At 67.5% G+C, this 19,714-nt stretch carries 10 protein-coding genes; 2 read left to right on the top strand and 8 right to left on the bottom strand.

Going from position 1 to position 19,714, the window contains the following annotated elements; translation table 11 throughout:
- Nucleotides 1–95: 95 nt before the first annotated feature.
- The 8 genes from PSEWESI4_RS24480 to PSEWESI4_RS24445 all read right to left on the bottom strand — a co-directional run bounded on the left by PSEWESI4_RS24480 (nucleotide 96) and on the right by PSEWESI4_RS24445 (nucleotide 16,935).
- A complete protein-coding gene (locus tag PSEWESI4_RS24480; protein WP_187673853.1) occupies nucleotides 96–1,661 on the bottom strand; it encodes an efflux transporter outer membrane subunit in 1,566 nt (521 codons plus the stop codon).
- Entirely contained in the window at nucleotides 1,658–4,765 is a 3,108-nt protein-coding gene (locus tag PSEWESI4_RS24475) for a multidrug efflux RND transporter permease subunit (RefSeq protein ID WP_187673852.1), read from the bottom strand. The genes PSEWESI4_RS24480 and PSEWESI4_RS24475 overlap by 4 nt, the downstream gene beginning before the upstream one ends.
- Nucleotides 4,766–5,189: 424 nt before the next feature.
- Complete coding sequence (locus PSEWESI4_RS24470) at nucleotides 5,190–8,285, bottom strand: MdtB/MuxB family multidrug efflux RND transporter permease subunit (protein ID WP_187673851.1); 3,096 nt, start codon at nucleotides 8,283–8,285, stop codon at nucleotides 5,190–5,192.
- The gene (locus PSEWESI4_RS24465; RefSeq protein WP_187673850.1) at nucleotides 8,282–9,607 is read right to left on the bottom strand and encodes an MdtA/MuxA family multidrug efflux RND transporter periplasmic adaptor subunit; all 1,326 of its coding nucleotides are present in this window, start codon (nucleotides 9,605–9,607) and stop codon (nucleotides 8,282–8,284) included. Before PSEWESI4_RS24465 ends, PSEWESI4_RS24470 begins: the two co-directional genes overlap by 4 nt.
- A 261-nt stretch (nucleotides 9,608–9,868) precedes the next feature.
- Nucleotides 9,869–10,369, bottom strand: a complete 501-nt coding sequence (tpx, locus tag PSEWESI4_RS24460; RefSeq protein ID WP_187673849.1) for a thiol peroxidase — start codon at nucleotides 10,367–10,369, stop codon at nucleotides 9,869–9,871.
- A gap of 347 nt (nucleotides 10,370–10,716) precedes the next feature.
- Nucleotides 10,717–14,397, bottom strand: coding sequence for a translocation/assembly module TamB domain-containing protein (locus tag PSEWESI4_RS24455; protein WP_187673848.1), 3,681 nt, complete (start codon nucleotides 14,395–14,397; stop codon nucleotides 10,717–10,719).
- Complete coding sequence (locus PSEWESI4_RS24450) at nucleotides 14,394–16,127, bottom strand: autotransporter assembly complex protein TamA (RefSeq protein ID WP_187673847.1); 1,734 nt, start codon at nucleotides 16,125–16,127, stop codon at nucleotides 14,394–14,396. Before PSEWESI4_RS24450 ends, PSEWESI4_RS24455 begins: the two co-directional genes overlap by 4 nt.
- Nucleotides 16,128–16,278: 151 nt before the next feature.
- Nucleotides 16,279–16,935 carry a GNAT family N-acetyltransferase gene (locus PSEWESI4_RS24445; RefSeq protein WP_187673846.1) on the bottom strand — a complete coding sequence of 219 codons (657 nt, stop codon included), beginning with the start codon at nucleotides 16,933–16,935 and terminating at the stop codon, nucleotides 16,279–16,281.
- 182 nt (nucleotides 16,936–17,117) lie between these two features.
- Here PSEWESI4_RS24445 and xthA point away from each other — a divergent pair, with 182 nt between their 5' ends.
- Nucleotides 17,118–17,930, top strand: a complete 813-nt coding sequence (xthA, locus tag PSEWESI4_RS24440; protein ID WP_187673845.1) for an exodeoxyribonuclease III — start codon at nucleotides 17,118–17,120, stop codon at nucleotides 17,928–17,930.
- A gap of 273 nt (nucleotides 17,931–18,203) precedes the next feature.
- The gene (locus tag PSEWESI4_RS24435) at nucleotides 18,204–19,571 is read left to right on the top strand and encodes a substrate-binding domain-containing protein (RefSeq protein WP_187673844.1); all 1,368 of its coding nucleotides are present in this window, start codon (nucleotides 18,204–18,206) and stop codon (nucleotides 19,569–19,571) included.
- Nucleotides 19,572–19,714 lie beyond the last annotated feature (143 nt).

The raw sequence follows: 19,714 nt of genomic DNA, 5'->3' as shown, positions 1-19,714 counted from the left end.
TGATGCGCAAACTCGTGCACGTAGCCTTTGGGGTACTGAAGTCTGGTCGAAAATTCGACCCAGAACTCCATATCGCTTGTGCTGGATAACAGTATCTACTTCTTGCCGGACACCTGCATCGCCGGTTCTTCCTGCAATTGCCGGGCGTCCCAGCCGCCGCCCAGGGCGGCGATCAGTTGCACGCTGGCGGTCAGGCGGCTGCCGCGCAGGCTGAGCAGCGTGCGCTCGTTGGAGAGCGCACTGGTCTGCACGTTGACCACGCTGTTGTAGTCGATGGTGCCGGCCTTGTACTGGTTCTCGATCAGGCGCAGCGACTCGCGGGCGGCGTCCAGCGCTTCCTGTTGCACCATGCCTTCCCGCTCGAACACCTGGAGCTGGACCAGGTAGTCCTCCACCTCGCGGAAGCCTTCGAGCACGGTCTGCCGGTAATCGGCGACGGTCTGGTCGTAGCTGGCCTCGGCCTGCTCGACCCGCGAGCGGATGATGCCGCCGTCGAACAGGGTCATGGCGAACGACGGGCCGATCGACCAGAAGCGGTTCGGCGCGCTGATCCAGTCGTCCAGGCCGCCACTGCGATAGCCGCCGGAGGCGGACAGTACCAGGTCCGGGTAGTAGGCGGCCTTCTCTACACCGATGCCGGCGTTGGCGGCGATCACCCGGCGTTCGGCGGCGGCGATGTCCGGGCGCCGTTCGAGCAGCGCCGAAGGCACGCCGACCGGCACCGCCGGCAGTTCCGGCACCTGCTCCACCTCGGCCAGTTCGAACTCGGCCGGCGGCAAGCCGATCAGCACGGCGATGGCATGCTCCAGTTGCGCGCGCTGGTATTCCAGGTCGATGGCCTGGGCCTCGGTGCTCTTCAACTGGGTGCGCGCCTGGGTGACGTCGGATTTCGGCACGATACCGGCGTTGTACTGGTTCTCGGTCAGCCGCAACGAACGCTGGTAGGCCTTTACCGAGGCGTCGAGCAGGCGCTTCTGTTCGTCGAGGATGCGCAGTTGCAGGTAGCTCTGCACCAGTTCCGATTGCAGGCTCAGGCGCACCCCGGCGAGGTCGGCGGCGCTGGCGTCGCGGCTTGCGCTGTCGGCCTCCAGTTGGCGGCGCAGCCTGCCCCACAGGTCCAGCTCCCAGCTCACGCCGAGGCTGGCGCTATAGCTCTTCGAGACCCGCGAGGCGTTCGAACCGCTGACGCTGATGCCGTCGGAGGTGCCGATGGTGTTGCTGCCGCCGCCCTGCCCCGCGCGGGTGACGCCGACGTCGGCGCCGATGGTCGGGAAGAACGACGCCCGCGCGCCACGCACCAATGCGCGCGCCTGGCGGTACTGGGCCTCGGCGCTGGCCAGGGTCTGGTTGCCGGCGTTCAGCCGCTCGACCAGTTGGTTCAGTTGCTCGTCACCGTAGAGCTTCCACCACTCGCCCTGCTGCAGGGCGTCGGCCGGCGTGGCGGGTTTCCATCCGGCGGCCTGCTTGAACGCCACCGAGTCGGCGACCTGCGGGCGCTGGTAGTCGGGCCCGACGGCGCAGGCGCCGAGGCTCAAGGCGATGGCGAGCAACGCCACGCGACCCTTGCAGGCGCGAGCTCCGCTCGCGAAGGAATGTGCGGTGGAAGGTTCGCGAACGGAGGACTGGGGCGTCCCCCTCGCTCCTACAGGTGCAGGTCTCATAGCGGCGTTTCCAATGCGGCATCGGTCTTCACGCCGCGCCAGCGGTTGAAACGGTGGCGCAGGCGGTCGAGGTAGAGGTAGACCACCGGGGTGGTATAGAGGGTGAGGATCTGGCTGAGGATCAGTCCGCCGACGATGGTCAGGCCCAGTGGCTGGCGCATTTCCGCGCCTTCCGCGCCGCCGATCAGCAGCGGCATGGCGCCGAGAATGGCGGCCAGGGTGGTCATCAGGATCGGCCGCAGGCGTTGCAGGCAGGCCTGGCGGATCGATTCGTCGGGCGAAAGGCCGTTCTCGCGTTCGAGTTGCAGGGCCAGGTCGATCATCAGGATGGCGTTCTTCTTGACGATGCCGATCAGCAGGAACAGGCCGAGCAGCGAGATCAGGCTGAACTGGCCGCCGACCAGGATGATCGCTAGCAGCGCGCCGACACCAGCCGACGGCAGCGTGGACAGAATGGTCAGCGGGTGGATGTAGCTCTCGTAGAGGATGCCGAGCACCAGGTAGACCAGCACCAGGGCGCCGAAGATCATCCACGGCTGGCTCTCCTGGGTCTTCTTGAAGGCATCGCCGGCACCGCCCAGGCGGCCGATCACGTCGGTGGGCAGGCCGATGCCCGCCACCGCGCGCTCGATGGCGCGAGTCGCCTCGTCGAGGCTGACGCCCGGGGCCAGGTCGAAGGAGATGCTCTCGGCGGCGAACTGGCCTTCGTGGTTCACCCGGTCTTCCTGCAGGCTGTATTCGTAGCGGGCGAAGGTGGACAGCGGCACGCGCTGGCCGTCGGCGGTGATCAGTTGCACCTGCTCCAGGGTGCTCGGGTCCTGGGCGTATTTCGGGTTGACCTCCATCACCACCTGGTACTGGTTGAGGCTGTCGTAGATGGTGGAGATCTGCCGCTGGCTGTAGGCGTTGTTGAGCACCGTGCTGACCATCGCCATGTCCACGCCGAGGCGCTTGGCCTGGTCGCGGTCGATCTTCAGGCTCACTTGCTGGGCACCCCGCCCTTCACGGGCATCGATGGCGGTCAGCTCCGGCAGCGACTGCAACGCGGCCGTCACCTTGGGCATCCACTCGCGCAGGTCGGCCAGCTCGCCGGTCTGCAACACGTACTGGTATTGCGAACTGTCGTCGCCGCGCGAGCCGCCGAACATCAGGTCCTGGTCGGCCATCAGCATCAGCCGGCCGCCGGGCACCTTGGGCAGGTGCTGGCGCAGGCGCTGGATCACCTGCTGGGCGTCGAGGTCGCGTTCGCTGCGCGGCTTCAGGCGCACGATCATGAAGGCGTTGTTGATCCCGCCGCCACCGCCGATGAAGCCGGCCACGCTCTCCACCGCCGGGTCCTCGAGCACCGCGCGGCGGAAGATTTCCATCTTCGGCTGCATGACGCTGAACGACAGCCCGTCGTCGCCACGGATGAAGCCGATCAACTGGCCGGTATCCTGGGTCGGCAGGAAGGTCTTGGGGATCGAGATGTACAGGAAGACGTTCACGCCGATGGTCACCAGCAGGCTCAGCAGGGTCAGCCGTGGATGGCGCAGGACCCAGCCCAGGGTGCGGTCGTAGAAGCGCACCAGGCCTTCGTGGCCCCGGTGGCTCCAGCGTTGCAGGCCGGTCTCGTCCTCGCTGCGATGCGGCTTCAGCCAGCGCGCGCAGAGCATCGGCGTGAGGGTCAGCGAGACCAGCAGCGACACCAGGATCGCCGCCGCCAGGGTGATGGAGAACTCGCGGAACATCTGCCCGACGACGTCGCCCATGAACAGGATGGAGACGAACACCGCGACCAGCGACAGGTTCATCGACAGCAATGTGAAGCCCACCTCGCGGCTGCCCAGCAGCGCGGCGCGCATCGGCTTCTCGCCGTTGTTGATGTGCCGGGCGATGTTCTCCAGCACCACGATGGCGTCGTCCACCACCAGGCCGGCGGCGAGGATCAGCGCCATCAGCGACAGCACGTTGAGCGAGAAGCCCCACAGGTACATCACCGCGAAGGTGCCGATCAGCGAGACCGGCACCGCCAGGGCGGGAATCAGCGAGGCGCGCAGGTTGCCGAGGGACAGGAACACCACCAGGATCACCAGCGCCACGGCGATCAGCAGGGTGCGCTCGGCCTCGTGCAGGGTGGCGCGGATCACCGGCGAGCGGTCCATCGCTATGTCCAGCTTGACGCTGGCCGGCAGCACCGCCTGGAGGGCCGGCAACTGTGCCTTGATGCTTTCGATGGTCTCGATGATGTTGGCGCCGGACTGGCGGTTGATCACCAGCAGCACGGCGGAATTGTCGTTGAAGAAGCCGCTGTTGTAGCGGTCCTCCACCGCGTCGCGAACCCGCGCCACATCGGAGAGGCGCAGCGTGGCGCCGTCCTGGTGGCGGATGATCAGCGGCTGGTAGTCCTTGGCGCGCTCCAACTGGTCGTTGGCCTGCACCTGCCAGTGCCGCTCGGCATCCTCCACCGCGCCCTTGGGCCGGCGTACGTTGGCCTGGGTGATGGTGCTGCGCACTTCATCGAGGCTGATGCCGTACTGGTTGAGCAACTGCGGCTCCAGCTCGACGCGCACCGCCGGCAGCGAACTGCCGCCGACCTGCACCTCGCCGACGCCGCCGACCTGCGACAGGCTCTGCGCCAGGATGGTCGAGGCGAGGTCGTAGAGCTGGCCTTTCTCCAGCACGTTGGAGGTCAGCGACAGCACCATGATCGGCGCCTGGGCCGGGTTGACCTTCTTGTAGGTCGGCATGCTGCGCATACCGCTGGGCAGCAGGTTGCGCGAGGCGTTGATGGCCGCCTGGACGTCCCGGGCGGCGCCATTGATCTCGCGATCCGATTCGAATTGCAGGGTGATCCGGGTGTTGCCCTGGCCGGTCCGGCTGGTCATCTGGGTGATGCCGGAAATGGTGCCGAGCGAACGCTCCAGCGGCGTGGTGACGCTGGACGCCATGATCTCCGGACTGGCGCCGGGCAGGCTGGCCTGCACGGTGATCACCGGGAAGTCCATCTGCGGCAGCGGCGACACCGGCAACAGGCCGAAACTCAACCCGCCGAGCAGCAGGATCGCCAGGCTGAGCAGCATGGTCGCCACGGGGCGACGGATGAAGGGGGCGGACAAGTTCATAGCGGCAAGCCACAAGCTTCAAGCGGCAAGTCGACTGTGTGCGACGACCTGGAAGGGTCAAGGAAAGTCCGCCCCCTCTCCCCCAGCCCCTCTCCCGTAAATGGGAGAGGGGAGCCCATCGTGCGCGCCTGGTAGCCCGGATGAAATCCGGGAAGCGGAGCTGCCGGCACCCCGGATTGCATCCGGGCTACGTGCACGGACAACCCCCTCTCCCTCCGGGAGAGGGCTGGGGTGAGGGGCTGAGCTGACCGGCACACGGCAACCCTCTCCCCCGGCCCCTCTCCCATAAATGGGAGAGGGGAGCCCATCGTGCGCGCCTGGTAGCCCGGATGAAATCCGGGAAGCGGAGCTGCCGGCACCCCGGATTGCATCCGGGCTACGGCTTTTGCTCCTGTCTTGTAGCTTGCAGCTTGCAGCTCGCCACTCATACCACCACCTCCCCACCCTCTTCCCGCCGCTTGAAGCGCCGGGCCAGGCGGTCGAAGTACAGGTAGATCACCGGCGTGGTGAACAGCGTCAGCACCTGGCTGACCAGCAAGCCGCCGACCATCACCAGGCCGAGCGGCTGGCGCAGTTCGGCGCCGGAGCCGCTGGCGAGCATCAGCGGGATGGCGCCGAACAGCGCCGCCAGGGTGGTCATCAGGATCGGCCGGAAGCGCAGCAGCGCCGCCTGGTAGATGGCGTCGCGCGGGCTCATGCCCTGCTGGCGTTCGGCTTCCAGGGCGAAGTCGATCATCATGATCGCGTTCTTCTTGACGATGCCGATCAGCAGGATGATGCCGATGATCGCGATCAGGCCCAGGTCGTTGCCGGTCAGCAGCAACGCCAGCAAGGCTCCGACCCCGGCCGAAGGCAGCGTCGAGAGGATCGTGATCGGGTGGATGTAGCTCTCGTAGAGCACGCCGAGCACGATGTACATGGTCACCACCGCGGCGAGGATCAGCAGCAAGGTGCTCGCCAGCGATGCGCGGAACGCCTCGGCAGCGCCCTGGAAGCGGCTCTGCACGCCGGCCGGCATGCCGATCTCCTGCTGGGTGCGCTCGATCACCTCGACCGCCTCGCCGAGCGACACGCCCGGCGCCAGGTTGAACGACAGGTTGACCGCCGGGAACTGGCCGATGTGGTTGATCACCAGTTCGGCGTTGCGCTCCTCGATCCTCGCCAGGCTGGACAGCGGCACCTGGGTGCCCCCGCTGGTCTGCACGTGGATCTGCCCCAGCGCCTGCGGGCCGATGCTTTCGCCGCTGGCCGACTGCAGCACCACGCGGTACTGGCTGGCCTGGGTGAAGATGGTCGAGATCTGCCGCTGGCCGAAGGCGTCGTACAGCGCGTCGGTGATGCTCGACACGCTGACGCCGAGGCGCCCGGCGAGGTCGCGGTCGATGTTCAGGTAGACCTGCAAACCCTTGTCCTGGAGGTCGCTGGCCACGTCGCGCAGTTCCGGCTGCTGGCGCAGGGCATCGACCAGCTTGTGGGTCCATTCGCTCAGCAGGTCGGCGTCCGGCGACTCCAGGCTGAACTGGAACTGGGTGCGGCTGACCCGGTCCTCGATGGTCAGGTCCTGCACCGGCTGCATGTACAGGCGGATGCCGCTGAGCCTGTCCACCTGCGGTTGCAGGCGCTGGATCACTTCGCTGGCGGTGAGGTCGCGCTCGGCGTGGGGCTTGAGGTTGATCAGCAGGCGGCCGCTGTTGAGGGTGACGTTGTCGCCATCGACGCCGATGTAGGAGCTCAGGCTTTCCACCGCCGGGTCTTCGAGGATGATCGCCGCCAGCGCCTGCTGGCGTTCGCTCATGGCGCGGAACGAGGCCGACTGCGGCGCCTCGGAGATGCCCTGGATCAGCCCGGTGTCCTGCACCGGGAAGAAGCCCTTGGGCACCGCCAGGTAGAGCAGCACGGTGAGCCCCAGGGTGCCGATGGCAACCAGCAGGGTCAGCGGCTGGTGGCGCAGCACCCACTGCAGCCAGACGCCGTAGCGTTCGATCATGCCGTCGATGAAGCCGCCGGCGGCACGGTAGAAACGTCCCTCCTCCTCGGGCTTTTCCGCCTTGAGCAGGCGCGCGCACATCATCGGGGTCAGGGTCAGCGACACCACCAGGGAAATCAGGATGGCCACCGCCAGGGTGATGGCGAACTCGCGGAACAGCCGGCCTACCACGTCGGCCATGAACAGCAGCGGGATCAGCACCGCGATCAGCGAGAAGGTCAGCGAGATCAGCGTGAAGCCGATCTGCCTGGCGCCCTTGAGCGCGGCGTTCAGCGGTGTCTCGCCCTCCTCCAGGTGGCGGGCGATGTTCTCCAGCATGACGATGGCGTCGTCGACCACGAAGCCGGTGGCGATGGTCAGCGCCATCAGGGTCAGGTTGTTGATCGAGAAGCCGGCCAGGTACATCACCGCGAAGGTGCCGACCAACGACAGCGGCACGGCGACCGAAGGGATGATGGTGGCCGACAGCTTGCGCAGGAACAGGAAGGTCACCATCACCACCAGGGCGACGGCGAGGAACATCTCGTGCTGCACGTCGCGCACCGAGGCGCGGATGGTCTGGGTGCGGTCGCTGAGCACCGTCACGTCGATGCCCGACGGCATGGTCGAGGCGATCGCCGGCAGTAACGCCTGGACGCGGTCGACCACTTCGATGACGTTGGCGCCCGGCTGGCGCTGGATGTTGATCAGCACCGCCTGGTTCTTGTTGGCCCAGGCCGCCAGCCGCTCGTTCTCGGCACCCAGCTCGATATCGGCGACGTCCTTGAGGCGCAACGCGCCGCCGGCGTTGTAGGCGAGGATCAGCTCGGCGTATTCCTCGGGCGACTTCAACTGATCGTTGGCGTCGAGCATCGAGACGCGGGTCGGGCCGTCGAAGTTGCCTTTCGGCTGGTTGACGTTGGAAGCGTTGACCAGCGCGCGCACGTCGGAAAGGTTGAGGCCGTTGGCCGCCAGCGCCTCCGGGTTGACGCGGATGCGCACCGCCTGGCGCTGGCCGCCGGCCAGGCTGACCATGCCGACACCGCTGATCTGCGCCAGTTTCTGCGCCATCCGCGTGTCCACCAGGTCGTGCAGGCGCGGCAGCGGCAGGGTCTGCGAAGTGATCGCGACGGTCAGCACCGGGGTATCGGCCGGGTTGACCTTGTTGTACACCGGCGGCGCCGGCAGGTCGTTGGGCAATAGGTTGCTGGCCGCGTTGATCGCCGCCTGCACCTCCTGCTCGGCGACGTCCAGGCCCATCTCCAGGGAGAAGCGCAGGGTGATCACCGAGGCGCCGCCGGAGCTGGTCGAGGACATCTGCGCGAGGCCCGGCATCTGCCCGAACTGGCGCTCCAGCGGCGCGGTCACCGCGCTGCCCATCACTTCGGGACTGGCCCCGGGATAGAGGGTCAGCACGCGAATGGTCGGGTAGTCCACCTGCGGCAGCGCCGACACTGGCAGCAGCCGGTAGGCGATCAGGCCGGCGAGGAGGATCGCCAGCATGCTCAGCGTGGTGGCGACCGGGCGGAGGATGAACAGCCGAGAAATGTTCATACGCCTGGCTTGGTGCGGGTAACGCCGGAGGCCGGCTGGACGGTGCGGGTTTCAGTGCCCTGCAATTGTTCGGTGGGCGACGTCGGGATGGTTTCGCCTTCGCTGACCACCTCGACCTCGCTGCCGTCGCGCAGGCGGTCGGTGCCTTCCAGCACCACCCGCTCGCCGGCCTTGAGGCCATCGCGGATCACCGTGTTCTCGCCATCGCTCGGGCCGAGCTCGAGGGTGCGGACACGCACGTTCCTGTCGCCGTCGAGCACGTACACGAAGGCGCCGCCGGTGCCGTGCTGCACCGCCGCGCTGGGCAGCAGCACCGCGTCTTCCAGGGTTGCCGCGCGCAGGCGCACGTTGACGAACTGGTTGGGGAACAGGGTTTCCTGCTCGTTGGCGAAACGCGCCTTGAACTTCAGGGTCCCGGTGGTGGTGTCGATCTGGTTGTCGAGGCTGTGCAGTACGCCCTCGGCGAGCTTGCGGGTGTCGCCACGGTCCCAGGCCTCGACTACCAGCGCCTGGCCGGTGCGATAGCGCTCGATCACCTCGGGCAGGTCGCGCTCCGGCAGGGTGAAGGCGATGCTGATCGGCTGGGTCTGGGTGATCACCACCAGCGGCGTGGCATCGCTGGTGGTCACCAGGTTGCCGACGTCCACCTGGCGCAGGCCGAGCCGCCCGGAAATCGGCGCCTTGACCTGGGTGAAGTCGAGGTTCAGGCGCGCCTCGGCGACCGCCGCCTGGTTTCTCTTCAGGGTGCCGCGATACTGGTTGACCAGCGACTCCTGGGTATCCAGGGTCTGCTTGGCGATGCTGTCCTCGGCGTACAGGTCGCGGTAGCGCTTGAGGTCCAGTTCGGCGTTGCGCAGTTGCGCCTGGTTTTCCGCCAGGGTGCCTTCCGCCTGTTGCAAGGCGACCTCGAACGGCCGTGGGTCGATCACCGCCAGCACGTCGCCGGCCTTGACCAGTTGGCCTTCCTCGAACGCCAGGTTGACCAGTTGGCCATTGACGCGGCCGCGTACGTTCACCGTGTTCATCGCGGTCACCGTGCCCAGCGCCTTGTAGTAGACGGGGAAGTCGCCCTGGGCGACGGTGGCCACCCGCACCGGCGTCGGCCCGGCGGAGAAACCGCCGAAACCGGGCGGCCCGCCGCGCCGGCCGCCGGACGGCTGGGTCAGGGAGCCCGGCCGTGCCTGGGCTCCGCTGCCCTCCTCGCTCTTCGAACTCGGCCACAGCCACCAGGCCAGCAAGGCCAGGGCGAGCACGAGCAAGGCGAACAGCAGCCAGCGACGGGAGAAGCGGGAAACGGAGGTATTCGAGGTGAGGTCGGCCATGATGCGCAGTCAGCTTTTCGGAAGCCTGCACGATAAGCACAGCAAGCCGCCAAGCAAAGCCTCTTTACCGGCTATTTACCTAGGATTGACGCTTCTAACTGCATGAAGCACAAATAAAAACACCTCTCCGAAGATATCCACCGGTTTGTTGCCGGGTGTTACCTGGCCAACCAGGTCAGGCACAGGGTGGGCTGAAGCCCACCCTGCGGGGCGGAAAAGAAAACGGCCTGCTGAGCAGGCCGTTCTTCTTGCAGAAGCGGATTACTTCAAGGCCGCCAGTGCCGCGTCGTAGTTCGGCTCGTCGGCGATCTCGCCGACCAGTTCGCTGTGCAGCACCTTGTCGTTCTCGTCCAGCACCACCACGGCGCGGGCGGAGACGCCTGCCAGCGGACCGCTGGCGATGGCCACGCCGTAGTTCTTGAGGAATTCGGCACCGCGCATGGTCGACAGGTTCTGCACGTTGTCCAGGCCTTCGGCACCGCAGAAGCGCGCCTGGGCGAACGGCAGGTCGGCGGAGATGCACAGCACCACGGTGTTGGCGAGTTGGCTGGCCTTCTCGTTGAACTTGCGTACCGAGGTGGCGCAGGTCGGGGTGTCGATGCTCGGGAAGATGTTCAGAACCTTGCGCTTGCCGGCCAGGCTGGCCAGGGTCACGTCGGCCAGGTCCTTGCCGACCAGGCTGAACGCCGGCGCTTGCTGGCCGGGCTGCGGCAGTTGACCGGCGACTTCGATCGGGTTGCCTTTGAGGGTCACTTGAGCCATGGGAAGGGTCCTTCTTGTGGGTGGGTGGAATAGGCGGAAGAGTTAACCATGCTCCGCCGGAAATGTCGTGACCTTATGGTCAGTTGTATACAATTTTTCGTCATCGGGGATAAGAGCGTATGGTCGTGAGTGCCGTGCGGGGGCTACCCTCTCCCCCGGCCCCTCTCCCGTAAACGGGAGAGGGGAGCTAATTGGTTCGAGCCTGGTAGCCCGGATGCAATCCGGGAAACGGAGTTGCCGGCTTCCCCGGATTACATCCGGGCCACGTCGCCAACTCCCCGCACGGACAGCCCCCTCTCCCATTTATGGGAGAGGGTTGGGGAGAGGGCAAAGGCCGCTACCCCGCCTCAAAAATCCCGCCTGTAGAACAGATCCAACGAGCTGGCGATACCGCTGGCCGCCTCCAGGAACAGCCGGCGGGTCAGTTCGTAGCGCAGGGCGATGGTGTTGGCCGGCTCGAACACGCCGACGCCGTAGCGCAGGCTCAGGCGCTCGGAAAGCTTGCCGCTGGCCACCACGCTGGTGCTCTGCCCCGAGCCGCTGGTGTCGAGCTGGAAGTCGCTGATGCCCAGGCTCTGGGCCAGGCTGCCGGTGATCGACGAGCTGCCGGCCAGTCCCAGGCCCAATGCCGCCTGGGCCAGCATGTTGCTGTCCTCGCCGGTGCCGCCGAGCGGACGGCCGAGTACCAGGTAGGACAGCGCCTGCTCCTCGCTCATCGCCGGCTCGGCGAACACCTGGGTGCGCGGCTGCGCGGCGCTGCCGCTGATGCGCAGGCCAGCAACCACTTCGTCGACCCGACGGATCGCCTCGATATCCAGGTACGGCTGATCGATCGGCCCGGTGAACAGCAGGCGCGCGCGGCGGATGTTCAGGCGCTGCCCGTAGGCGCGGTAGCGGCCCTTGTCGAGCTTCAGTTCGCCGTGGGTTTCGAGGTTGTCGCCGATCTTCAGGCTCCCGGCCAGCTCGGCGGTGAGCCCGAAGCCCTTGAAGGTCAGCTTATCGCTGCCCACCTCGACCTCGATGTCCATGGCCATCTGCAACGCCTGTTCTTCCTCCTTCTGCCGGCCGACCACCACCGCGTCATCCGAAACCTTGACGGTCGAAGGCGGCAGCTCGCGAACCTCGATGGCGCCACGCGGCACGCGGACCTGCCCGGCGATGGCCAGCCTGCCCTCGGCCAGGCGCGCCACCAGGTTCGGCTCGACCTCCAGCTTGGCGTAGGGCTCGACGTTGACCGGCAGGCGTTCGCCGCGCACCTGCAGGTCGCCGTCCAGGGCCTGGGACCAGTTCAGTTGCCCGCTCAGGCTGCCCCGCCCCTGCTCGCCGCTGCGCCAGTCGCCGCGCAGTTGCAGGTGCTCGCCGGCGACCTGCGCCCGCAGCTCCAACTGCTCGAAGGAAGTCGGCAACTGCGCGCCGCTGATCTCGCCGCCGCTCAGGGCCAGGTTGCCGTCGATGCGCGGGGCCAGCAGCCCGCCGCTGATCCGCCCGCTACCGTTCAGTTGTCCGGCGAGGTGTTCGACCATCGGCAGGAAGGGACGCGCCACGGCAAGATCGAGCCCACTCAGGCGGAACTCTCCGGACAGCGGCTTGCTCTCCGGGCGCGGGTCGAGGGTGACCTGTGCGGACAGCTCGCCCAGTGGGCCGCCCTGGAACTGCAAGCGGCTGTCGATGCGCTGGGGTTGCAAGGTGCTGTCCAGCAACAGGCGGCTGTAGGGAAACTCCAGCCATTGTTCCTGCTCGCGCACCCGCAAGGTGCCGCTGCCGGCATCCACCCGTACCAGGCCCTTGGGCCCGCTGGCCGGCAGGTCGAGTTGCAGGTCGGCGGAAAGCTGGCCGTCCCAGGCGAAGTCGGCCGGCAGCCAGGGCGCCAGGCTGGCCAGCGGGAAATCGCGCAGCCGGTAGCGCAGGCGTGGCTCCGGTTGCAAGCGGGCATCCTCGCCGCACAGGCTGGCCGGGCCGGACACCCAGCAATGGCCACCCAGGTTCAAGCGCCCGTCGGCCAGCCGCTCCAGGCGGGCGGGCTGTTGCAAGCGCCAATCCTGGCCGCCGGCCTGCACCTCACCCCGCGCCAGGCGGCCGCGCCAGTCCCAGCCCTCCTTCTTCTGTTCCAGGGTGCCGTCGAAGGCCAGCTCGCTTTGCAGCTTCGGTCCTTTCAGCGCGAGTTCCAGGCGCTGGCGGCGGATGTCGCCCTCGCCCCGTGCGGTCAGGGTGCCGAGATAGCTGTCGCCAGTGCGAATACCCGTGGCGGTCAGTTCCACCCTGCCGCGCTGGGCGTTGTCGAGGTTGGCATCGAGGACGAGACGGCGCAGGCGTTGCTCCGCCATCGCCAGCCGCTGGCCTTGCAGCTTGAGCTGCCCCTGCGGTGCGTCGAGGCTGCCGGCCAGGTCGAGGCGGCCGTCGAGCTGCCCTTGCAGTCCCGGCCAGAGCTGGCCGAGGCGTGGCATGGCCAGTTCGAGCTGGCCGCGCAGGCGCTGGTCGAGGGCGCCGCTGCCCTGGATGCGATTGTCGCCGAGGCGCAGTTCCAGACGGGCCAGTTGCCACTCTTCCCCCGCGCCGTGGCCCTGTAGCTGGAACAGCGCCGGCTGGCCGCGCAGGCGGCCCTTCAGGTCGAGGTTGGCATCCAGGCTCAAGCGCTCGTCGCGCAGCTCGCCCTGGCTGCGCAGCGTGCCGGCCAGTTCTCCGGGCAACTCCTTCAGCCAATAGGCCGGGTCGAGGGCGCTGAGGTCCAGGGCCGCATCCCAGCCCAGGCCGTCGGCGAAGCGCAGGCCGAGCCTGCCTTCCGCCCTGCCTTGGCCGGCCTTCAGTTGCAGCGAGGGCAGGTGTACCTGTTGCAGGTCGCCGCTGACCGGGCTTTGCAGGCTGAAGGCACCGGCCGGGCCGTCGAGGTCGGCGTCGAAGTTGCCCAGGTAGTTGCCGTCGCGGTAATACATCTCGGCCTGCAAGCGGCGCAACGCCACCGGCGGCTCCTCCTCCAGCGGATAGAGACGCTGCCAGGGGAAGTCCTTCCAGTGCAGGCGGCTGTCCACGGCAAAACCGTCCTGCCAGTCCAGGCGGCCGTCCAAATTGAGGGTCTGGTCGTTGCCGGCGTCGAGGCCCAGCGCGGCGATATCGGCCCCCTTGGCATCGACCCGCCCCTGTAGTTTCATCGCCACCTCCCCGCCCTCGCCCGGCAGGCTGGCGTTGCCGTCCACCCGGTAGCCGGCCGCAAGATCGCCCGCGGCGGTGAGCTGCAAGCGTTCGAGGCGCAGGGTATCCGGCAGGTCCCGAGCAGCCTTGAAGCTGTCGACGACGAGCCGGACATTGGCCGGCAGGTTCTCCGCCAGCGGCTGCACTTCGCCGCTCAGGCGGCCCGCCAGGTAGCCGCTGCTGTCCGCCGTCAGGCGCAGGCTGCGCTGTAGTTCGCCCTGGACCTGCAAGGCCAGCCGCCAGGCCTGCTCGTCCACTGCGGGCAGGTCGAGGGTGCCATGGGCTTCCAACGGCCAGTCGCCTCCCGGCTGGAGCTTGCCGCTGAGGGCGAGGAGCAGATCGTCCTGGCGCAGGTTCAGCCGTTCGATCAGTATCCCCTCGCCCGTCCAGCTCGCCTGCAATTGCGCATCGCGCAGCAACTCCGAGCCGTCCAGGGTCAGGCTGCCGATTCGCACCTCGCCCAGCTCGATGGCCAGCGGCAGGCGCAGCGCGGGCAGGCTGAGCGGCGTGTCGTCCGTGCTTTCCTCGCCGGGCGGAAAGACCAGGTCGACCCGCTCGGCCTCGATCCGCCGCAGACACAAGGTCATGCGCAGCAGGCAGGCCGGCGACCAGTCGAAGCGCGGCGCCTGCAACTCGACGTGCTGGTCGCCTTGCCGCCAGCTCAGTCGTTCCGCCTGCCACTGGCCGCCCAGCCGGCCTTCGAAGCCCTCCACCTCGACGCCGGGCACCGCGCCCAGCAACCAGCGGCTACCCGCACCGCTACCGAGCAGCAGCGCCACGGCCAGGACGAGGGCCAGCAACACGCCCAGCAGGCCGAGGGCGATGCATTTCACCATCCTCATAGCTCCGGCCCCATGGAGAAGTGCAGGCGGATGCCGCCGTCATCGTCCAGCGCGTGGGCCAGGTCGAGGCGTAGCGGGCCGACCGGCGAGACCCAGCGGATGCCCATGCCGACACCAGTCTTGAGGGTAGGAATCTTCAGCGAGTCGAAGGCGTTGCCCTGGTCGATGAACGTGGCCACCCGCCATTTCTCGGCGAAGGCGTACTGGTATTCGACGCTGCCGGCGACCAGATAGCGGCCGCCGACCCGGTCGCCCTTGCGGTTCTGCGGCGACAGCGACTGGTAGTCGTAGCCACGCACGCTCTGGTCGCCGCCGGCGTAGTAGCGCAACGAGGGCGGGATCGAGGCGTAGTCGGTGGTTTCCGTGCCGCCCAGTTGCAGGCGGCCGAGCAGGCGGTGGCGCTCCCACAGCGTGGTCAGGCCCTTGAGCATGACGTTGCCGTGCACCAGGTCGGCGTCCGACGCCAGCCCTTCCTTGGCCGCCGCCACGTCGAACTGGATGCGGTAGCCGTTGCGCGGGTCGAGGCGGTTGTCGGTCTGCAGGTAGCTGTAGCTGACGCCCGGCATCAGCAGGTTGCTCAACCCGGAGTCGTCGCCCAGGTCGTATTCCTCGCGGCGCCAGGTCAGCGACAGCACCTGCTGCCAGCCATTGTCCAGCCGGTGGTGCCATTCCGGGCCGACCTTGAGCAGCCGGCTGAGGCTGTCGGTGTCGGCGATTTCCTCGTACTGGTAACCGCCGGCGAAGCGCAGCTTGTCGGTGAGCGGCGGGTCGAGGGGGATGTCGTACCACAGGCCGACGTTCTGCCGGGGCGCCGACAGTTCGCTTTCCAGGCCATAGCTGTGCCCCTGCGGGTTGGCCCAGTGGCGCGTCCAGTTGAAGCGCCCGCGTGGGCCGACGTCGGTGGAGAAACCGAGGCCGACGCCAAAGGTGCGCGGCTTGCGGGTGGTGAGCAGCACATTCACCGGGATCGTCTCGGCGCTGGCCTGCGCCGGTACCGCGTCGACCCGCACGCCATCGAAGTAGCCGCTGCTCTGTAGAGACTGATAGAGATCGGCGATCAGTTCCGAGTCATAGGGCGTGCCGGGCTGGAACGGCACCATGCGTTGCAGCAGTTCCTCGTCGAACGGCGCGTCGCCGGAGAACACCACTTCGCCGAGCCGATAGCGCGGACCGCTGTCGTAGACCAGTTCGATATCGGCGACGCCGGCCGGCGGGTCGATTTCCAGACGCTGGCGGGTGAACTGGCCACGGAAGAAACCGTAGCGCGACGCCTGGTTCTGGATCAGCCGCTTGGTGTCCTCGTAGCTGCCATGGTTGAGTTGCGTGCCGGGCTTCAACTGCGCGCTGCTGGGCACGCGAAAGCCCTTGAGCTGGGTGGCCGGGCCCTCGATGCGCACGCTGACGTTGCGCAGACGCACCGGTTCGCCGGGCTCGATGTGCAGGGTCAGGCGCGGCTTGCCGTCCCTGTCCGCCGTCACGTCGCTGCTGATCCGCGCCTGGTAGTAGCCCAACGCCTCGGCGGCCTGCTGCGCCTGTTGCATGGTGGAACGCCGCAGGCGCTGCAACGCTGCCTCGTCGGATGCGTCGAGACGTCCGACATAGCCTTCCACATTGGCCTTCAGCGCGCTGTTCGCCGGCTCGATGCGCACGTCCAGTTGGCCCTGTGCCAGCGCGTTTGCGGCAACGACCAGCGATATCAGGGCCGAGCCGAACTTTCCTTGGAAACTCATGGCGGCAAATGCTAGCACGGCAGAGGCCGCTGCCTAGAGCGGATCGACATTCATCGGCACCGGTGGGAACGGGCTCTGCTCGCGAGGCTTTCGAGGCGCCGCTATTCGTGAGCAGGGCTTGCTCCCACAAGAGATGAAGCCTGTCGAGCGCCTAGGCGCTGGCCAGGGTGAGCGGCCTCGGGTTGGGGTGGAAGAACACGTGCTCGCGGATCGGCCCGAGCGCCACTTCGCCGATCTCCTCGTAGCCCTGGCGGGCATAGAAGTCGAGGTAGCGCGGATTGCCGGTATCCAGCACCACGCCTTGCGAGCCGGTGTCCTCGGCGCACCAGTCGTGCAGCGCGGCCAGCAGTTGCTCGCCGAGGTGGTGCCCCTGGAACTCCGGGTGCACGCCGAGCAGCGGCAGGACGTGGTACGGCCCCGGTGGCAGGCAGGCGAGCACCGCGTCGTGGTATTCCAGGTAGCGCTTGGTGCAGCGGAAGCCGGTGGTGAGCAGCATGCGCAGGCGCCAGGACCAGCTTTCGGTGATGTCCAGGCGGCGCTGCGGAGGCGCGATCAGGGCGATGCCCACCAGGCGGTCCTCGATCAGCAGGCCGATGGCCGGCAAGTCCTCGCCGAAATGCTGCTGCACCAGTTCGCGGATGGTGGCCCGCACGCGCTGGTCGTAGCCGGGCCGTTCGGATTCGAACAGGTAGGCGAAGGTCGGTTCGTGGCGATAGGCGTGATACAGCAGCGAGCGCGCCTCGCGGGCGTAGCCGCCATCGAGCATGCGGACTTCAGCGGGAGCGCTGGGACGTTGGGCGTTCGGCATTCACGATGACCTCTTCGTTATTGTTATCCGGGACCTCCGAGCCTCGGAACCTGCCCCTCGATGCCGGGCGGATCATGGACAGGTCCTTCGCCACGTTAGCACCGCCCCAGGGCCATCGCCAGACGGCTGGCCGCGACGCCGGCCGATGGGCTAGCATCGGCCTTTTACCAGGATGGCCCGCCATGAAGATCGTTTCTTTCAATATCAATGGCCTGCGCGCCCGCCCCCATCAACTGGCGGCGCTGATCGACAAGCACCAGCCGGATGTGATCGGCCTGCAGGAAACCAAGGTCAGCGACGACCAGTTCCCCGAGGCGGAGATCCGCCAGCTCGGCTACCACGTGCACTACCACGGCCAGAAGGGCCATTACGGCGTCGCCCTGCTCTCCCGCCAGGAGCCGCTGGAGCTGCACAAGGGCTTCCCCGGCGACGACGAGGAAGCGCAAAGGCGCTTCATCTGGGGCAGCTTCGCCGACGCCCTGGGCAACCCGATCACCGTGATGAACGGCTACTTCCCCCAGGGCGAGAGCCGCGACCATCCGGTCAAGTTCCCCGCCAAGCAGCGCTTCTACGCCGACCTGCAGCACCTGCTGGAAACCCGCTTCAAGCCCGAGCAGCCGCTGGTGGTGATGGGCGACCTGAACATCTCCCCGGAAGACTGCGACATCGGCATCGGCGAGGAAAACCGCAAGCGCTGGCTGAAGACCGGCAAGTGCAGCTTCCTGCCCGAGGAACGCGAATGGCTGGCGACCCTGAAGAACTGGGGCCTGGTGGACAGCTTCCGCCACCTCAACCCGGCGGTCAGCGACCGCTTCAGTTGGTTCGACTACCGCAGCCGTGGCTTCGAGGACGATCCCAAGCGCGGCCTGCGCATCGACATCATCCTCGCCTCCAACCCGCTGCTGGCACGTTTCAAGGATGCCGGCGTGGACTACGAACTGCGCGGCATGGAAAAGCCCTCCGACCATGCGCCGATCTGGCTCGAACTGAGCTGATCGCCCAAGTAGGGTGGGCTTCAGCCCACCGATGTGCACCACCCCGTCGTCCCCGCGAACTCGGGGAGCCAGTGAAAACCGATCATTGGATTCCCGCGTTCGCGGGTATGACGCGGTCATATAAGCCCAAGTCGATCGCCCCGACGCCTTTCGCGAGCAGGGCTCGCTTCTGCAAGGCGCGTCCTAGAGCCTCTGCTGTCATCTCCCTGTCACCTTCCCGTCTTAATCTCCGCGGCGTTTTCCGGACCTCACCTCACACTAAGGAAGCCGCGAATGCCGCGCGCACTGCCCGACAACGATGTCGAAACCTGGAGCCACACGCTCTGCCTGCTGATCCTCGGCTTCATCTGCTATGCCCTGCCCTGGACGGTCATCGCCGCGCCGGTCGAGCCGGTCCTGCGCATCCAGGGTTCCAACACCATCGGCGCCAAGCTGGGACCGGCGCTGGTCAAGGGGATGTTCGAGGAACAGGGGCTGCGCGACATCGGCATCCAGGCCGGCGAGGCAGACAACGAGCAACTGGTGTCTGGCCGCAACGCGGAAGGTCGCGAGGTGCGCGTGCGGATCGCCGCCCATGGCTCGGGCACCGGTTTCAGCGCGCTCAAGGACGGCAGCACGGAGCTGGCCGCCTCGTCGCGGCCGATCAAGGATGGCGAGGTGCAGGCGCTGTCCTCCCTCGGCGACTTCAAGAGTCACGCGGCCGAGCAGATCATCGCCCTCGACGGCCTGGCGATCATCCTCAACCCCGACAATCCGCTGGACAGCCTGACCACCACGCAACTGGCGGGCATCTTCGCCGGCGAGATACGGAACTGGGAGGAAATCGGCGGCCGTGGCGGCGCCATCCGCCTGTACGCCCGCGATGACAACTCCGGCACCTACGACACCTTCAAGGAGCTGGTGCTGGCCGCCCATGGCAAGACGCTGGCCGGCAGCGCCAAACGCTACGAATCCAGCGAGCAGTTGTCCGACGCGGTCAGCCAGGATGCCCATGGCATCGGTTTCATCGGCCTGCCCTACGTGCGCCGGGCCAAGGCTGTCTCGATCGCCGACGGTGATTCGCAGGCCATGCCACCGAGCACCACGCTGATCGCCACCGAGGACTACCCGCTGTCGCGGCGGCTGTTCCTCTACCTGCCGCCGACCAGCCAGAACGCCTGGGCCAGGGAGCTGGTGCGGTTCGCCCAGAGCCCGCGCGGCCAGGCCATCGTCGAGCAGAACGGCTTCATCGCGCAGACGGTGCAGGCGGTGAAGGTCACCCCGAACGCGGCGATGCCCGAGGACTATCGCGAACTGGCCAGCCAGGCGCTGCGGCTGTCGGTGAACTTCCGCTTCCAGGAAGGCAGCGCGACCCTCGACAACAAGGCCCAGCGTGACCTGGAGCGAGTACTCGGCTACCTGCGGGGGAACGGCAAGATGACCGGTTCCGTGGTATTGGTCGGCTTCGGCGACCCCAAGCTCGATCCGCACCGCGCGGCGCTGCTCTCCAAGCTGCGCGCCATGACCGTGCGCCGCGAACTGGCCCGCCAGGGCGTCGGCTTCCGCGAGATCGCCGGCCTCGGCGACCAGTTGCCGGTGGCCGGCAACGACGGCGAGGATGGCCGGATGAAGAATCGCCGGGTGGAGGTTTGGGTCTACTAGGGTGGTAGTCGGGCTGGGGGTTTTCATGGAGCCCGCCCCTCACCCCCGGCCCCTCTCCCGATGGGAGAGGGGATCATCCGTGCCTACCCCGAACTCCGTGCTTTCCCGCCGCACGATTCCTGCCCCCTCTCCCTCTGGGAGAG

Origin of the sequence: Zestomonas carbonaria (assembly GCF_904061905.1) — a bacterium.
GTDB classification, from domain to species: Bacteria; Pseudomonadota; Gammaproteobacteria; order Pseudomonadales; family Pseudomonadaceae; genus Aquipseudomonas; species Aquipseudomonas carbonaria.
Note: the sequence above shows the minus strand (reverse complement) of the source record. Positions and strands in the feature narration are given on the sequence as shown.

Excerpts from the sequence above, each read along its gene's own strand:
- xthA (WP_187673845.1), top strand. The coding sequence starts at position 17,118 with ATGAAGATCGTTTCTTTCAATATCAATGGCCTGCGCGCCCGCCCCCAT.
- PSEWESI4_RS24470 (WP_187673851.1), bottom strand. The coding sequence starts at position 8,285 with ATGAACATTTCTCGGCTGTTCATCCTCCGCCCGGTCGCCACCACGCTG.
- PSEWESI4_RS24475 (WP_187673852.1), bottom strand. The coding sequence starts at position 4,765 with ATGAACTTGTCCGCCCCCTTCATCCGTCGCCCCGTGGCGACCATGCTG.
- PSEWESI4_RS24455 (WP_187673848.1), bottom strand. The coding sequence starts at position 14,397 with ATGAGGATGGTGAAATGCATCGCCCTCGGCCTGCTGGGCGTGTTGCTG.
- PSEWESI4_RS24435 (WP_187673844.1), top strand. The coding sequence starts at position 18,204 with ATGCCGCGCGCACTGCCCGACAACGATGTCGAAACCTGGAGCCACACG.
- PSEWESI4_RS24450 (WP_187673847.1), bottom strand. The coding sequence starts at position 16,127 with ATGAGTTTCCAAGGAAAGTTCGGCTCGGCCCTGATATCGCTGGTCGTT.
- PSEWESI4_RS24480 (WP_187673853.1), bottom strand. The coding sequence starts at position 1,661 with ATGAGACCTGCACCTGTAGGAGCGAGGGGGACGCCCCAGTCCTCCGTT.
- tpx (WP_187673849.1), bottom strand. The coding sequence starts at position 10,369 with ATGGCTCAAGTGACCCTCAAAGGCAACCCGATCGAAGTCGCCGGTCAA.
- PSEWESI4_RS24445 (WP_187673846.1), bottom strand. The coding sequence starts at position 16,935 with ATGCCGAACGCCCAACGTCCCAGCGCTCCCGCTGAAGTCCGCATGCTC.
- PSEWESI4_RS24465 (WP_187673850.1), bottom strand. The coding sequence starts at position 9,607 with ATGGCCGACCTCACCTCGAATACCTCCGTTTCCCGCTTCTCCCGTCGC.